Below are 15,588 nucleotides of genomic sequence, written 5' to 3'. Positions count from 1 at the left end.
GTCGCCCTGGCTAAAGCCGGGGCCTAGCGTCTTCAGGCACGTATGACAAAGTCACTGGGCCCCGGCTTTCGCCGGGGCGACGGAGTAACCATCCTCTTATGACCGCTCGGCCAGCTTCCTGGCGGCTGCCACGACATCTGCATCGCCCGGCAATACGAGGAATGCCGCACCGGCCAGCGGCGTATAGGTGTCCGCACCGACCACGCGTTCCAACGGCGTGCCGCCCAACCCCGCTTCGACAATGGCGGTGATGATGCCCTCGCCCACGCCGGCACTCTTGCGGCCTTCGTCCAACACAAGAATGCGTTTGGCATGTTTGGCCTGCTCGGCGATGAACGCATCGTTGAGCGGCGCCAGCCAACGCAGATCCACCACGCGCACATTCCAGCCGTGCTCCTGTTCGATCGTGCGCGCCGCACGCAGCGCCATCGGCACGCCGTTGGCGAAGGTGAAGATCACCAGATCGTCGGCTTGCGCGTTATAGATGCGGCCCTCGCCCAGCGGCATGGCCTCGCCCGGTGCGGGATAGGCGAACTGCCACTGGCCATCACCGGCCTCGTAGAGATCTTTCGTCATGTACAGTGCGATGGGTTCCAGATACGCGCACACGCGGCCATCCACATTGGCCAGCGCCATCATCGTGCGCAACATGGTCGCCGCATCATCCCCGCGGCTCGGGCAACCAACCACCAGACCGGGGATATCACGCAAGGCCGCAATCGAATTGTCATTGTGGAAATGGCCGCCGAAACCGCGCTGATAACCCAGCGAGGCCACGCGCATCACCAGCGGATTGCGATATTGCCCATTGGAGAAGAACTGCAGCGACGCCGCCTCGCCGCGAATCTGATCGCATGCATTATGGAAGTACGCCAGATACTGAATTTCCGGTATCGGCAGCATGCCCAGATTGGCGTAGCCCTGCGCGAGACCGAGGATGACCGTTTCGTCGAGCAGCGTATTGAAGACGCGATTGCCTTTAAATGCTTTCTGCAACCCCTTGGTCACCGTGTAGACGCCACCCTTCTGCGCGACGTCTTCACCGAACAGTAGCGATTGGGGGTACTTCGCCATCAGGTCATGCAGCGCGTGATTAATCTGGATGGCCAAATGACGTGGCGCTTGTTTCTCCGGCAGCTTGTCTTCGCCACCGAATGCGGTGATGCGCTTGTCGTGATAGTCGGCGCGTTCGGCTTCAGCTTTCACCTTGTCCGGCGTATAGGGCGCAAGCGGCGCCATCACTTCGTCCAGGCTTTGCAGCTTGCCGCTACGGTCGGCTTCTTCCGCTGCAGCGAAACACCGTTTGCGAATGGCTTCGGCGAGCGCCAGCAGTTCGTCTTTGGTATATAGGCCCGATTCCAAGGCGATGGCCGCCGAGCGCAGCAGCGGATCGGAGGCTTCCACCGCCACCAATTCTTCGATGCTGCGCCATTCGATTTCGAAATCGGTGCCGGCGTGCCCCATGATGCGGGTGGTCTTCATGTGCAGGAAGGTTGGACGGCGGGTTTGCCGGCAGTGATCCACCGCGCGCTGCACCTGCTCGTAGCCAGTGGCCAAATCCAAGCCATCGGCAAAGAAATAATCCAGATCGCGACGGTGCTGGAAGTTATTGGCCACCCATCCGCCGGGCGTCTTTACGGAAATGCCGATGCCGTTGTCTTCGCACACAAACAACACCGGCGCCGGCAGTTTCTGATAAGCCGTCCAGGCCGCCGCATTGAACGCCGTTTGCGCGGTCGCGTGGTTGCTGGACGCGTCACCGAACGAGCAGATCGCAATCGAATCGTTGGGAATCGGCAACGTATGCCCGATCCGGCGCGCCTGTTCGATCGCCACGGCCGTGCCCAACGCCTTGGGCAAATGCGAGGCGATGGTGGAGGTCTGCGGCAGCACCCACAGCGGCTTGCTACCCCACACTTTGTGGCGCCCGCCCGAGGCCGGGTCTTGCTTGCTCGCAGCGAACGACAAGGCCGAATCCATTACCGGATCCATGTCTGGCAATTTGCGAAAACGCTCGGCCATGAAACCGCCAGAGCGGTAATGCAAGAACGCAGGGTCGGTGTGGCGCGTCAGTCGCGCCACCATCGCATTGCCTTCATGACCGGAACTGCCGATGGTGTAGAACACTTTGTTCTGCACGCGCAGCACTCGCGCCATCAAATCGAGATGACGCGAGATGAGTTGGGATTCCAACAGTTCGCGAAATCCGCGCGCGTCCAGCGCACTGCCAGGCAGCACAGATTGGCTGTCGTGCGGTTTGGCATGCACCTGGCCCTGCCAGAGCTGCACGAATTCCGTGAAATTCTGATCGACGATTTCGGCGCGATTGAAGCCTTTGTGGCGGGCGGCAATGGGCGTGGCAGACATGATGACGATGTTCTCTAAGGTGATCGATGAGCGGGCCCGTTCACAAGGCGCGCAGCAATTCGGCGCGCGCCAGATCTTTGGGGCGACCGAAACGTTCAAGTATGCGAATTTGTTCAGTGCGAGAAGGAATGGGCACCGCCACATCGGCGACATCCACCTTCACGACATCGTTGACGAGCACGGATTGCCAGCCACCCTCGTCATGCCATTGCAGGCCGCCCATCACTTCGAGCGGCATACCGGGAAAACGAAAACGCGCGAACCGCGAGCGGAATCGCTCGGAGTCGGCTGGGCTGTAGTGCATATCCAGGCGTGTTGGCCATAGCGCCATCAAATGTTCGGCATCCGCAACGCTGGTCAGGAGATCCAGATCGGCCACGTTCACCGTCGCGCCAGCAAGTGCACACGCGGCGCTCCCGATGACCACCCATGGATCGCGGCAATGCCTTTTTAGCTGCGGCATGCTGGCTGCCATCACTTCGCGCAGGGCCGGCGTGAGCTGCATCATTTGCGGCTTAACCATGCGTCTTTCGTCTGCCCCCAGATCTGGACGGTGACGTCCTGATAGGGCTCGGGCAGGTTCGAGTGGCGCAGCATGCTCGATCCCAATCGTTTTGCCAGCGCAATCGAGGGACCGTTGTCCGCGTTGATGGAGTGGATCACTTCGTGCCAGCCAAGATGCTGGAACGCCCAGTCGATGGCGGCGGCCGCGCCTTCATAGGCGTAGCCCTTGCCCCACGCATCGCGCACCAGCGCCCAACCCACTTCGGTGCCGGGCCATCCTTCGGGGTACCACGGGCCGAGGCGTCCGATCCACTGCCCGGAGGTTTTCTCAATCACCGAGAACATGGAAAAACCCTGAATGTTCCACGCACCCGACAATGAGAGAAAACCGCGCCATGCGACCGCGCGCGATTGCTGGCCGCCGATAAAGCGAGCCGCCTCGTCATCGGCCATGTTCGCCGCGTAAGCGTCGAAATCGTCCCGTACGGGCGGACGCAGGATCAGACGTTCGGTTTCGATGATGTGGATATCGTGGGTCGACACATGGGCTCCGGAAGCTATCGCGATACGCCTCTGAGGCCATCATTCCCGCGCAGGCGGGAATCCATCTCTAACACGCACCAAGCGCAACATGGATTCCCGCTTGGGCGGGAACGACGGCTGGGCTGGACCTGGGCATCAGAACGCGTTGATTCCGGTCAACTCGCGCCCTACCACCAACTGATGCACAGTCTCCGTGCCTTCATAGGTGATCACCGATTCCAGATTCAGCGCGTGGCGAATGGCCGAATGCTCCACCGTGATACCCGCGCCGCCGAGGATGTCGCGACACTCGCGCGCGATATCCAGCGCCATGCGCACGTTGTTCCATTTGGCCAGCGAAACCTGTGTGGGTTCCATCTTGCCGGCATCCTTCAGGCGACCGAGCTGCAGCGACAGCAATTGCGCCGTGGTGATGCGGCGAGCCATGTCGGCCAACTTCAACTGGACAGCCTGGTTGGCGGACAACGGGCGGTTGAACAGCACGCGCTCGTGCGTGTAATCGAGCACTTCCTTCAGGCATGCCTGCGCTGCGCCGATCGGACCCCAGGTGATGCCGTAGCGTGCCTGCGTCAGGCAACCGAGTGGCCCTTTCAACCCTTTCACGTTCGGCAAGCGGTACGCATCGGGCACACGAACATTGTCGAAGAACAAGGCGGACGTCACCGACGCGCGCAAGCTCATCTTCTTGTGCACTTCCTGGGCGGTGAAACCCTTGGTGTCGGTGGGAACGATGAAACCCTGGATGCCGTCATCGGTTTGCGCCCAGACGATGGCGATGTGCGCGAGGTTGCCGTTGGTGATCCACATCTTGGCGCCGTTGATGACCCAGTCGCCGCCATCTTGCTTGGCATGGGTCTTCATGTTGGCCGGATCGGAGCCGCCATGTGGCTCGGTCAGGCCGAAGCAACCGATGATTTCGCCCGCCGCCATCTTCGGCAGGTACTGCATCTTCTGCTCTTCATTGCCGTAGGCGTAGATGGGATACATGCACAGCGAGCTCTGCACGGAAGCAAAGCTGCGCAGGCCCGAATCGCCGCGTTCGAGTTCCTGGCAGATCAAACCGTAGCTCACGCCATTCATGCCGGCACAGCCGTATTTTTCGGGAATGGTGGCGCCCAGCAGGCCAAGGTTGGCGATTTCGGGAATCAGCTCGTTGGGAAAACGCGCCTGGTCGAAGCAATCGCCAATGATCGGCAGCACTTTTTCATCGACGAACCGGCCTACGGTGTCCTGCACCATGCGCTCCTCATCGGTGAGCAGGGAACGGACGTCATAGAGGTCGAGCGGATTCAAACGAGCTGCCATAAGGGATTCCAGAAACAGTCGGGGAAGCCCTACATTGTAGCGGTGGCCGGTGAACCGGGTCATGTCGGGGTGCAGCAGCCGTCAGGGCTGCGCCCGCCGGATGCTTGGGCCCTGCCTTTTTCACGATCCAAAGGCGTCAGGCCCGCACCTGGCGGTGGCGGCCCAGGGTCGGCCCGGCTTGCCATCAAGGACGAACCTTCCACCAGCACCATGGCCGGCATTCAAATTTCCGGGAACCGCACCACCAGAAACATGGTTTTCAACAGGCTTTGTTGAACGTGCGTCGTGCATGGGCCATCACCGGCGATAAGAGACAATCAATTCAATGAAACAATTCTGCGCCATGGCACTGAGCACATCGCCATGTGACGTCAACCCGGCACGCGGTTGCCGAGCGCGACCGGCAAAACATATGCAGCACCCTTCCGATGAGTCAGGTTTCGGCCAGTAAGCGGCGTGCACTGAAAGATGCATCCGATCCAAGCAGCGACCGCACCCACCTAACCCTTGCAACCTGGTTCTGTTAGCGTCGCTGATTCTTCGAACACTCGTTATCGACCCACGCTGTCACGATTTCTGGAACGTGCATGATCAAAGGAATTCTTCTCGGTTTCGCCAGCTTCGCGGCCTATGCCATCAGCGATGCCTTCGTGAAATCGCTGTACGGCTCGATCCCTCCGTATGAATCGGTGTTCTTTGGCGCACTGTTCGGCTTGGCGGCGCTGCCCTTCATCATGGGCAAGGGCGACAGATGGCGCGATGTGGTCACCGCGCAGCGTCCTTCGCTATGGTGGGTGCGCGCAGCCGCCGGTGCGTTCGGCAATATCGCTTCGGTGACAGCGTTCACACTGCTGCCGATGGCAGAAGTGTTCACCATGATCTTCCTCATGCCGATCTTCGTGACCTTGCTTTCGGTGATATTTCTGAAAGAGCACGTGGGCTGGCGTCGCTGGTCTGCAGTGGTGGTCGGATTTGCTGGCGTGCTGGTGGTATTGCGCCCTGGTTTTCGCGCGCTGGGCATTGGCGATATCGCCGGCTTGGTGTGTGGTTTGTTTGCAGCCATATCCGTCGTGGCACTGCGCATGGCCGGTCCGCACGAAAAACGCATCAGCTTGTACGGCGCCGGTGTCATCGGTCCGCTCATCATCGGCGGCCTGATGATGATTTCTCACTTCCGCTGGCCGGTGCTGCACGAATGGGGTTTGCTCGCCGGTTACGGTCTGCTCGCCGCATTGGCCGGCGTATTGCTGATGTATGCAACCTTGATTGCACCGGCCAATCGCGTCGCTCCCACGCAATACAGTCAGATGCTCTGGGCGATTGGATTTGGGTATTGGCTGTTCAACGACAAGCTCGATTGGCCCATGTTGATCGGCATCGTCATGATTCTCGGTGCAGGACTTTTCACACTGGTGCGTGAGGAAAAGATGACTCCATGGTGGAGACGGCAGAAAATCGTCTGAATTGGCTGCGTTACATGTGCAACCAAGTGCGTTATCACAATGCCACTTCCTTAAAAAGGCCCATAAGGCACAACCCGTACTAACGCATTAATACAGCACATGCAGATATCTATTTCACATGTGTCAACCCCGTGAAAGACAAGCCGTTAGTAGTGTTTCCGATCGTCGCGCTGACGGCCGCCTACTACCGAAACCGCCGGTGGATTACGTTTCGACAATTGAAAGTGCTCTTGTAAACTCAGGAGCGAGTATTTGGAGATGGTTATGAGTGCGGATACCCCGCGAACAGCCGGAGCTTTTCGCAAAAATCGCGGCAAGTGGATCGCGATAGTGGTGGTGATAGCGGTCATCGCCCTGGTTGTGTTCCACCTGGTCAACACCAAACCAGCCCGGACCGGTGCTAGCGCTCAAGTAGTGAGCGTTGCCGCCGCCAAGCTGGGCGACATGCCTGAGATCTTGAACGAGCTAGGTACAGTCACGCCGCTCGCCACCGTCACGGTGCTGCCACAATTGAGCGGATACCTCACCGAGGTCGGTTACCACGAAGGCCAGGATGTGAAGAAAGGCCAATTCCTGGCCCAGATCGATCCGCGCCAGTACGAGATCGACAAGCAGCAGGCCGAAGCGCAGTTGACCAAGGATCAAGCCACGCTCGATCAGGCGCGCACCGACCTGGCTCGTTACACACAGCTCTACCAGCAGAAATCGATCGCCGAACAGACCTACATGGACCAGAAATTCCTGGTCGAGCAGGATGAGGGCGCTGTGAAAGCCGACAAGGCCAACATTGCCCAATTCGAGCTCGACCTGGAGTACTGCCACATTACGGCGCCGGTGGATGGGCGCGTCGGTCTGCGCCTGGTGGATCCGGGCAACTATGTGACCGCCTCCAGCTCGACTGGCATCGTAGTGATCACCACGATGAAACCCACCACCGTGCAGTTCACGGTGCCGCAGAATTCCTTGAGCAACGTGTTGGAACGCTTCGGTACCGGCGCCAAGCTACCGGTGACGGTCTATAACAGCGACAACAGCAAGCAGCTGGCCACCGGCACGCTCTATGCCATTAGTAATCAGATGGCCACCAGCACCGGCACCGTAACGCTGCGCGCAACCGTCCCCAACGACAACGAAGTGCTCTATCCAAACGAGTTCGTCAACGCACAGCTGTTGGTGGATACGCTGCGCAATGCCGTGCTGGTGCCGACGCCTGCCGTGCAGACTGGCGCGCCCGGCGACTATGTATTCCTGGTCAACGCAAACGACACCGTATCGGTGCAAAAGGTGAAGCTGGGTCCGAGCGATGGCAAGTTCACCGCCATCCTGTCCGGGCTCTCTGCAGGCCAGACGGTGGTGACGGATGGCACCGATCGGCTGAGCGACGGCGCGAAGATTCGCGTTGCGGGTGCACAGGGCGCTGAACCTGCTTCCTCTTCGTCTACCGGCGCCGCGCATGCAGGCGCAAGAAGGAAGCACAGCGCCGGTTCCAGCTCTTCCGCTTCGTGACCGGCAGGCGCGTGATCCGATGAATATTTCCCGCCTGTTCGTACTCAGGCCGGTGGCGACATCGCTGCTGATGATCGCCATGGTGCTGATAGGCCTGGTCGCGATGCGTTTTCTGCCGGTGTCGTCGCTGCCCAACGTGGACTATCCGACAATCCAGGTGCAGACCTTCTACCCTGGCGCCAGCCCGTCGGTGATGGCCACCACGGTCACCGCGCCGCTGGAAGTGCAGCTCGGCGAAATCCCCGGCCTGCAGCAGATGACGTCCAGCAGTTCTGCGGGCGCATCGATCATCACACTGCAATTTGATCTCTCGCTCAACCTCGACGTTGCCGAGCAGAACGTGCAGGAGTCGATCAACGCGGCCAACAGTCTGCTGCCCAGCGGCCTGCCTGCGCCGCCGACGTATGCGAAGGTGAATCCGGCCGATTTGCCGATCCTCACCCTGGCAGTCACCTCCAAATCGATGTCCCTCACGCAATTGCAGGACGTCGCGAACAACCGCCTGGGCACGAAGATTTCCGAGGTACCCGGCGTGGGCCTGGTGACACCGGCAGGCGGCAATGTGCCCGCCGTGCGTGTGGAGGCCGATCCGCAGAAGCTCGCCGCTTACGGCCTCAACATCGACGACCTTCGCTCGCTGATCTCCAATGTCAACGTGAGCCAGCCCAAGGGCAACTTCGACGGCCCTGCGCTGGATTACACCATCAACGGCAACGATCAGATCCAGGATCCCAAGGACTACCTCAACACGGTGGTCTCCTATCAGAACGGCGCGCCCGTGTTTTTGCGCGACGTTGCGCGCGTTACCCAATCGGCGCAGAACACTGAACTAGGCGCCTGGTACGACTCCACCCCGGCGATCGTATTGAACGTGCAGCGCCAGCCAGGCGCCAACGTGATCAAGACGGTCGATCAGATCAAGAGCATCCTGCCGCAGCTCGAATCCACGCTGCCGACGGGTATGAAGGTGCAGATCGTCTCCGACAGCACCGGCGTGATCCGCGCGTCGGTGGCGGATGCGGCGTTCGAGCTGATCCTCGCCGTCATATTGGTGGTGCTGGTTATTTTCGTCTTCCTGCGCAACCTGCCCGCCACCATCATCCCCAGCGTGTCCGTACCCGTGTCATTGATCGGCACGCTGGCGGTGATGTACGAGCTCAATTATTCCATCGACAACCTCTCGTTGATGGCATTGATTATTGCCACCGGCTTCGTGGTGGATGACTCGATCGTGATGATCGAGAACATCGTGCGCTATCTGGAGGAAGGCGAAACACCTCTCAATGCGGCCCTGATCGGTGCCGGGCAGATCGGCTTCACCATTCTGTCGCTGACCATATCGCTGATCGCCGTATTGATCCCGCTGCTTTTCATGGGCGGCGTGATCGGCCGTCTGTTCAGCGAATTCGCGGTGACGCTCGCGGTCACCATCGTGATCTCGGCCATCGTATCGCTCACCCTGGTGCCGATGCTGTGCGCGCGTATTCTGCGCGCCCAGGCCGAACGCCACCCGAGCCGGTTCGAGCGCATCAGCGAAGGACTTTTCAATAAGCTGCTCAATGCGTACGAGCGCGGACTGCGCTTCGTCATGGATCATCAGACGGCGACCTTGGTGACCTTCGTCATTACGCTGGTCATCACGGTGATGCTGTACGTCGCCATTCCCAAGGGCCTGTTCCCGGTGCAGGACGTGGGCGTACTGCAGGGCATCAGCATTGCCGACAACTCGGTGTCCTACACCACGATGGTCAATCGCCAGCAGCAACTGGCCGAAGCGATTCTCAAGGACAAGGACGTTACCGGCCTTACCTCTTACGTTGGCATCGACGGCACCAATACCACGCTCAATGACGGGCGCTTCCTCATCAATCTGAAGTCGCGCGATGATCGCTCGGACACCGCCGCCGAGATCGCAAGGCGCATTCAGGACGAAGTGGCGAACGTCGCCGGCATCAAGCTGTACTTGCAGCCCGAGCAGGATCTGACGCTGGACACTACGGTGTCGCCCAACCAATACAGTTTCGTGCTGCGTGGGCCTAGCCAGCAGGCATTCCAGCAATACGTGCCGGCGCTGGTCGATCGCATGAAGCAGATCACCTCGATCACCGACGTCACCAGCGACCTGAACAACGAAGGCCTCAGTGTGAATATCGACGTGAACCGCCAATTGGCGGCGCGCTTCGGCATCACCGCGGCGACCATCGACAACGCGCTGTACGACTCGCTGGGGCAACGCATCGTCTCGACGATTTTCAATCAGTCGAACCAATATCGCGTCATTCTGGTGGCCAAGCCGGAGAAACTACCGACCCTCCAGTCGCTGGGCGAGCTGTATCTGCCGAGTCAGACAGCCACCAGCGGCCAGGTACCACTGAGCGCCATTGCGAAGATCGAGGTCACCAAGTCGCCCCTGGCGATCAATCATCTCGCGCAGTTCCCGTCGGTCACCATCTCCTTCAACCTCGCCAAAGATGCTTCGCTCAGCAAGGCGGTGGATGAGGTCAATCAGGCTGAGCAGCAAATACATCTGCCAGCGTCCATCACCTCGTCGTTCCAAGGCGCGGCACAGGCGTTCCAGGACTCGCTTTCCAGCGAGGTGTATTTGCTGATCGCGGCATTGGCGGCCGTCTACATCGTGCTCGGCGTGCTGTATGAGAGCTTCATTCATCCGGTCACGATTCTGTCCACGCTGCCCTCGGCGGGGATCGGCGCACTGCTGGCATTGATGGTCGCTGGGGCGGACCTGGATGTGATCGGCATCATCGGTATCGTGCTGCTGATCGGCATCGTGAAAAAGAACGCAATCATGATCGTCGACTTCGCCCTCGAAGCCGAACGCGATCATGGCAAGCCGCCGGCCGAAGCTATTTTCGAAGCGTCGCTGCTGCGTTTCCGCCCCATTCTCATGACGACGCTGGCGGCAATGCTCGGTGCCCTGCCGATGCTGTTGGGCACTGGCACCGGCTCGGAACTGCGTCGCCCGCTGGGCCTGGCGATTATCGGCGGCCTCACGCTCAGCCAGTTGCTTACGTTGTTCACCACACCGGTGATCTATCTGTTCTTCGACCGGCTGGCGCAGCGGTTCAGCCGCAAGCCGTCGCTGGCGGCGGGAGATAGCGCGCCATGAACATCTCGGCGCTCTTCATCCGGCGCCCGGTAGCCACCACCCTGCTGGCGATCGCTATCCTGCTCTCCGGCTTTCTGGCGTATTTCCGTCTGCCGGTGGCACCGCTGCCCAACGTCACCTACCCGGTGGTGGTCGTGCAGGCCAGCATGGCTGGCGCCAGTCCGGAGATCATGGCCGCTACCGTGGCCGAGCCCCTGGAAAAGCGCCTGGGTGCAATCGCCGACGTGACCGAGCTGACCTCGACCAGCGACGTCGGCTCCGCGCGCATCGTGGTGCAATTTGGCCTCAACCGCGACATCAACGGTGCTGCCCGTGACGTGCAGGCCGCAATTCAGGCATCGCGTGCGGACCTGCCCACCACGCTGCGCAACAACCCCACCTATCGCGAATACAACCCGGCCGACTCACCGATCATGGTGCTGGCGCTGACGTCCGATACGCTCACGCGCGCGCAGCTTTACGATTCAGCCGATTCGGTTATCCAGCAGCAGCTCTCACAGATCGATGGCGTCGGAGAGATCACGCTGGGTGGCAGCGCGCTTCCTTCCGTGCGCGTGGAACTGGAGCCGGACAAACTCAACAGCTACGGCATCGGGCTGGAAGACGTGCGCGCGGCGATCAGCTCCGCCAACGCGGACAGCGCCAAAGGCCATATCGATCAGGACGGCCTGCGCTACGAAGTGACCTCCAACGACCAGATCAACAAGGCCGCGCCGTATCGCGACCTGGTCGTTGCCTACCGCAACGGTTCGCCCGTGCTGTTGCGCGACGTCGCGGACGTGAAGGATTCGGCCGAAAACATTCGCAACATGGGTTTGTACAACGGCAAGCCCGCGGTGCTGGTGATCATATTCCCGTTGCCTGGTAGCAATATCGTCAATACCGTAACGCAGATCCGCAAAGTACTGCCGGCGGTTGAAGCGACTTTACCCAGCAGCATCAAGATCGGCGTAGCGATCGACCGCTCACAATCGGTGAATGCCGCGGTCGGCGATACCGAGCGCTCGTTGTTCGTCGCCGTGCTGCTGGTGATCGGCGTGGTGTTCGTGTTCCTGCAGTCGCCACGTGCCACGCTCATTCCTTCGGTGGCGCTGCCGCTTTCGATCGTCGGCACGTTTGGGCCGATGTATCTGATGGGCTACAGCATCGACAATCTTTCGCTGATGGCGCTGACCATCGGCACCGGCTTCGTCGTGGACGATGCGGTGGTGGTGCTGGAAAACATCGTGCGCCATGTGGAAGCGGGCATGGACGTGCGCGAAGCGGCATTGAAAGGCAGCGGCGAGGTGGGCTTCACCGTGATCTCGATGAGCCTGTCGCTGATCGCCGTGTTCCTGCCGATTCTGTTGATGCCGGGCATCATCGGCTTGTTGTTCCACGAATTTGCGGTGACGCTCTCGACCGCCATCCTGCTGTCGATGGTGATATCGCTGACGGTCACGCCGACAATGGCCGCATATCTGCTCAAACCCGGCGCCGCCATGCATTCGAAAGCGCGTTGGGCGGTGTGGTATGAAAGTCAGTTCGACCGCTTCAGGAACGCGTATTCGCGTTCGCTCACGGCTGTACTCGACCACGCATGGCTGGTCGGCTTGACGCTGATCGCCCTGATCGTGCTCAACATATTCCTGTTCAAGCTGCTGCCTTCCACGTTCTTTCCGGAACAGGACAACGGCATCCTGATGGGCCAGATCATCGCCGACCAGAGCATCTCCTTCCAGGCGATGGAAAAGAAGCTGGCGCAAATGCAGTCGATCGTGCAGAAAGACCCGGCCGTTGCATCCGTGGCCGGCTTCGCCGGTGGCCGCGCGCTCAATACCGCCAGCATGTACGTGGAGTTGAAACCGCTGGCCGAGCGCAAGCTTTCGGCGGCGCAGGTGGTCGAACGCCTGCGTCCGAAGCTCAGCACCATTTCCGGTGGAAAACTGTTCCTGCAGGCATCGCAGGATCTGCACATCGGCGGCAGGCAATCGGCATCCGAATATCAGTACACCTTGACCAGCGACGATCCCGACGCGCTGTACACATGGATACCCAAGCTGGTCACGGAGCTTGGCAAATACCGCAGCCAGTTGGTGGACGTGAACTCCGACCTGCAGCAGAACGGTTTGCAGGTCTTCGTCAACTTCGATCGATCGACCATGGCGCGCTACAGCTTCGCGCCCAATCAGATCGACAGCGTGCTGTACGACGCATTCGGCCAGCGCACCGTATCCACCGTCTACAACGAGCTCAACCAGTACTACGTGGTGATGGAAGTCGCGCCGAAATACTGGCAATACCCGCAGATGCTCGACCGCATGTACTTCAGCACGGCAGCGGGCAATGCCAGCGGTACGCAGCAGACACAGATGTCGTCCAGTACAGTCAAAGGTGTACCCCTCTACCTGGCCGCCAGCGCGGCCTCCGGCGCGGCATCGAACACCAATTCGCTCAACGCGAACGCCGAGGCAAACCAGCTCACCAACGCGATCTCCAACTCCAAGGGTGGCACCTCCAGCGGCAGCGCCGACAGTACCGCGGCGGAGACCATGGTGCCCTTCCCGGCCATGCTGAGCTACACCAGCAACCACACACCGACGGAAGTCGCTCACCAGGGTGGACTAGTGGCTGGCACGATTTCCTTCAACCTGCCGCCGGGTGGCTCTCTGGGCAAGGCGTTGATCGCTGTCCAGCAGGCTATGCAGGCGCTGCGCATGCCGGCATCGATTCACGGCGCCACCGCCGGCGCCGCGCAGGTGTACTCGCAGTCGATGGGGACGATGCCGTTGCTGATTCTGGCGGCCCTGGGCGCGGTCTACATCGTGCTCGGCATTCTTTACGAAAACACCGTGCATCCCATTACCATTCTTTCCACCCTGCCTTCGGCAGGCATCGGCGCTACGCTGGCGCTGCTCATCTTCGGGACCCCGTTCTCGGTGATCGCGATGATCGGCATCATCCTGCTGATCGGTATCGTGAAGAAGAACGCGATCATGATGATCGACGTGGCGATCCATCTGCAGCGCGACGAAGGCTACGACCCCGTGAAGGCCATCCACGATGCCGCGGTGGTGCGCCTGCGCCCGATCATGATGACCACCGCCGCGGCGGTACTGGGCGCCGTGCCACTGGCCATCGGCCTGGGCCAAGGTGCATCGCTGCGCCAGCCGCTTGGTATTACCGTGATGGGCGGCCTGATTCTCAGCCAGGTGTTTACCTTGTATACGACACCGGTGATTTACCTGTTCCTCGACCGTCTGCGCGCACGACTGGCCCGTTGGTCGGCGACCATGCCGTGGAACAGATCCGACGCGAGCGCATCGACATGAAGATTTTGCGTACTACATCCTTGGCTGCCTCGCTGACCTTGATGCTTGGCGGGTGCATGGTCGGCCCTGACTATCATCGCCCACAGGTGCCCATGCCGACGCAGTACAAAGAACTGCCCGGCTGGACCGCTGCATCGCCCCAAGCCGACAACACCCCCAAGGGCGACTGGTGGACGGCTTTCAACGACCCGCTGCTCAACCAGCTTGAGCCGATGGTTTCCGTCTCCAACCAAAGCGTGTTGCAGGCCTACGCCAATTACAAACAGGCACTGGCCGAGGTGGAAGTGGCGCGTGCATCGCTGTTTCCCACCCTGGGCATCACCGGCTCGGCCAATAAGCAGCGCAGCGCCAGCGGCAACCTTTCCACCAGCAGTTTGAGTACCAGCTCGCGGCCAGCGATCAGCACATCCGGCTCGCTGGAAGGCAGCGCGAGCTGGGCGCCCGATCTATGGGGCAAGGCGCGCCGGACGATCGAGGAAAACAAAGCCACCGCGCAAGCCAGCCAGGCCACCCTCGCCAATGCCACGCTGACCGAACAGATTGCTTTGGCCGATGCAGTGACCGAACTGCGCATCAGCGATGCCGATATCGACTTGCTGCAGAAAACGGTCGATGCCTACACCGAATCCCTGCGCGTAGTCGAGAACCAGGGCAAAGCGGGCACCGCGGCACCATCGGATGTGATTACCGCACGCACGCAGTTGGATACCGCCAAATCCAGCCTGATCCAGGCCGGTATCGCACGTGCACAATATGCGCACGCCATTGCGGTGCTCGTAGGCAAGAATCCGGAAGATCTGGATATCCCGCACAGCACGAGTGTTCCGGCGCTACCGGCTGTACCCGGCGGCGTGCCGTCCACGCTGCTTGAACGTCGTCCCGATATCGCCGTCGCCGAGCGTGACATGGCCGCGCAGAACGCAGCCGTGGGCGTTGCCATCGCCGCGTATTATCCCGACCTCACCTTGTCGGGTGCGGATGGCTTCTCGCAGTCGCCGCTGGCGGGCCTGTTGCATATCGCCAATCACGTCTGGTCGCTCGGTGCCGATGTGGACGAAACCGTTTTGGATTTCGGCGCGCGTCGCGGCCAGGTAGCCTCGGCCAAGGCGGCTTACGAAGCGGCAGTCGCCAATTATCGCGGTACGGTGCTGACCGCGCTGGAAGACGTGGAAAACGATCTGTCTAACCTGCGCATCCTCGGCCAACAGGCTGACGTGCAAAACGCAGCGGTGAGCGATGCGACACAAGGCGCGCGCATCGCGTTGAACGAATACCAGGCCGGCACCGTGGACTACACCACGGCGGCTACCGCGCAGGCCACCCAGCTGAGCGCACAGCAAACCGCGCTGAGTATCACCGAGCAACGCCTGCTCGACACCGTTTCGCTGATCGGCGATCTGGGCGGCGGCTGGTCGGCCGATCAGCTCGACGCATCGCGCAAATCCAACACCAAACGCTGATG

The 15,588-nt window shown here is 60.7% G+C and carries 9 protein-coding genes; 5 read left to right on the top strand and 4 right to left on the bottom strand.

Annotation, left to right across the window (positions count from 1 at the left end):
* Positions 1-96 precede the first annotated feature (96 nt).
* From DWU98_RS12855 to DWU98_RS12840, 4 genes are all read right to left on the bottom strand, one after another.
* Positions 97-2,367 (bottom strand): thiamine pyrophosphate-dependent enzyme, encoded by a 2,271-nt coding sequence (locus DWU98_RS12855; protein WP_115495970.1) that lies wholly within the window; start codon positions 2,365-2,367, stop codon positions 97-99.
* A 40-nt stretch (positions 2,368-2,407) separates the two neighbouring features.
* The gene (locus DWU98_RS12850) at positions 2,408-2,890 is read right to left on the bottom strand and encodes a nucleotidyltransferase family protein (protein ID WP_230474834.1); all 483 of its coding nucleotides are present in this window, start codon (positions 2,888-2,890) and stop codon (positions 2,408-2,410) included.
* Positions 2,872-3,414 carry a GNAT family N-acetyltransferase gene (locus tag DWU98_RS12845; protein ID WP_115495968.1) on the bottom strand — a complete coding sequence of 181 codons (543 nt, stop codon included), beginning with the start codon at positions 3,412-3,414 and terminating at the stop codon, positions 2,872-2,874. The genes DWU98_RS12850 and DWU98_RS12845 overlap by 19 nt, the downstream gene beginning before the upstream one ends.
* Before the next feature lie 135 nt (positions 3,415-3,549).
* Positions 3,550-4,719 (bottom strand): acyl-CoA dehydrogenase family protein, encoded by a 1,170-nt coding sequence (locus DWU98_RS12840; RefSeq protein WP_115495967.1) that lies wholly within the window; start codon positions 4,717-4,719, stop codon positions 3,550-3,552.
* 587 nt (positions 4,720-5,306) lie between these two features.
* Between DWU98_RS12840 and DWU98_RS12835 the strand changes: the two genes are divergently transcribed.
* The 5 genes from DWU98_RS12835 to DWU98_RS12815 all read left to right on the top strand — a co-directional run bounded on the left by DWU98_RS12835 (position 5,307) and on the right by DWU98_RS12815 (position 15,586).
* Positions 5,307-6,182, top strand: a complete 876-nt coding sequence (locus DWU98_RS12835) for a DMT family transporter (RefSeq protein ID WP_115495966.1) — start codon at positions 5,307-5,309, stop codon at positions 6,180-6,182.
* A gap of 264 nt (positions 6,183-6,446) precedes the next feature.
* Positions 6,447-7,688: an efflux RND transporter periplasmic adaptor subunit gene (locus DWU98_RS12830; RefSeq protein WP_115495965.1), complete on the top strand. Its 1,242-nt coding sequence runs from the start codon at positions 6,447-6,449 to the stop codon at positions 7,686-7,688.
* A gap of 19 nt (positions 7,689-7,707) precedes the next feature.
* The gene (locus DWU98_RS12825; protein ID WP_115495964.1) at positions 7,708-10,815 is read left to right on the top strand and encodes an efflux RND transporter permease subunit; all 3,108 of its coding nucleotides are present in this window, start codon (positions 7,708-7,710) and stop codon (positions 10,813-10,815) included.
* Positions 10,812-14,126: an efflux RND transporter permease subunit gene (locus DWU98_RS12820; RefSeq protein ID WP_115495963.1), complete on the top strand. Its 3,315-nt coding sequence runs from the start codon at positions 10,812-10,814 to the stop codon at positions 14,124-14,126. Before DWU98_RS12825 ends, DWU98_RS12820 begins: the two co-directional genes overlap by 4 nt.
* Positions 14,123-15,586 carry an efflux transporter outer membrane subunit gene (locus DWU98_RS12815; protein ID WP_115496042.1) on the top strand — a complete coding sequence of 488 codons (1,464 nt, stop codon included), beginning with the start codon at positions 14,123-14,125 and terminating at the stop codon, positions 15,584-15,586. Before DWU98_RS12820 ends, DWU98_RS12815 begins: the two co-directional genes overlap by 4 nt.
* The last annotated feature ends 2 nt before the right edge of the window (positions 15,587-15,588 follow it).

Origin of the sequence: Dyella monticola, from assembly GCF_003363155.1 — a bacterium.
Classification (GTDB): Bacteria; Pseudomonadota; Gammaproteobacteria; order Xanthomonadales; family Rhodanobacteraceae; genus Dyella_B; species Dyella_B monticola.
The sequence above is the reverse complement of the archived record's forward strand: the minus strand, read 5'-3'. Positions and strand labels throughout refer to the sequence as shown.

Coding starts and splice junctions, on each gene's coding strand:
- DWU98_RS12855 (WP_115495970.1), bottom strand. CDS start 2,367: ATGTCTGCCACGCCCATTGCCGCCCGCCACAAAGGCTTCAATCGCGCC.
- DWU98_RS12850 (WP_230474834.1), bottom strand. CDS start 2,890: ATGGTTAAGCCGCAAATGATGCAGCTCACGCCGGCCCTGCGCGAAGTG.
- DWU98_RS12840 (WP_115495967.1), bottom strand. CDS start 4,719: ATGGCAGCTCGTTTGAATCCGCTCGACCTCTATGACGTCCGTTCCCTG.
- DWU98_RS12835 (WP_115495966.1), top strand. CDS start 5,307: ATGATCAAAGGAATTCTTCTCGGTTTCGCCAGCTTCGCGGCCTATGCC.
- DWU98_RS12830 (WP_115495965.1), top strand. CDS start 6,447: ATGAGTGCGGATACCCCGCGAACAGCCGGAGCTTTTCGCAAAAATCGC.
- DWU98_RS12825 (WP_115495964.1), top strand. CDS start 7,708: ATGAATATTTCCCGCCTGTTCGTACTCAGGCCGGTGGCGACATCGCTG.
- DWU98_RS12820 (WP_115495963.1), top strand. CDS start 10,812: ATGAACATCTCGGCGCTCTTCATCCGGCGCCCGGTAGCCACCACCCTG.
- DWU98_RS12815 (WP_115496042.1), top strand. CDS start 14,123: ATGAAGATTTTGCGTACTACATCCTTGGCTGCCTCGCTGACCTTGATG.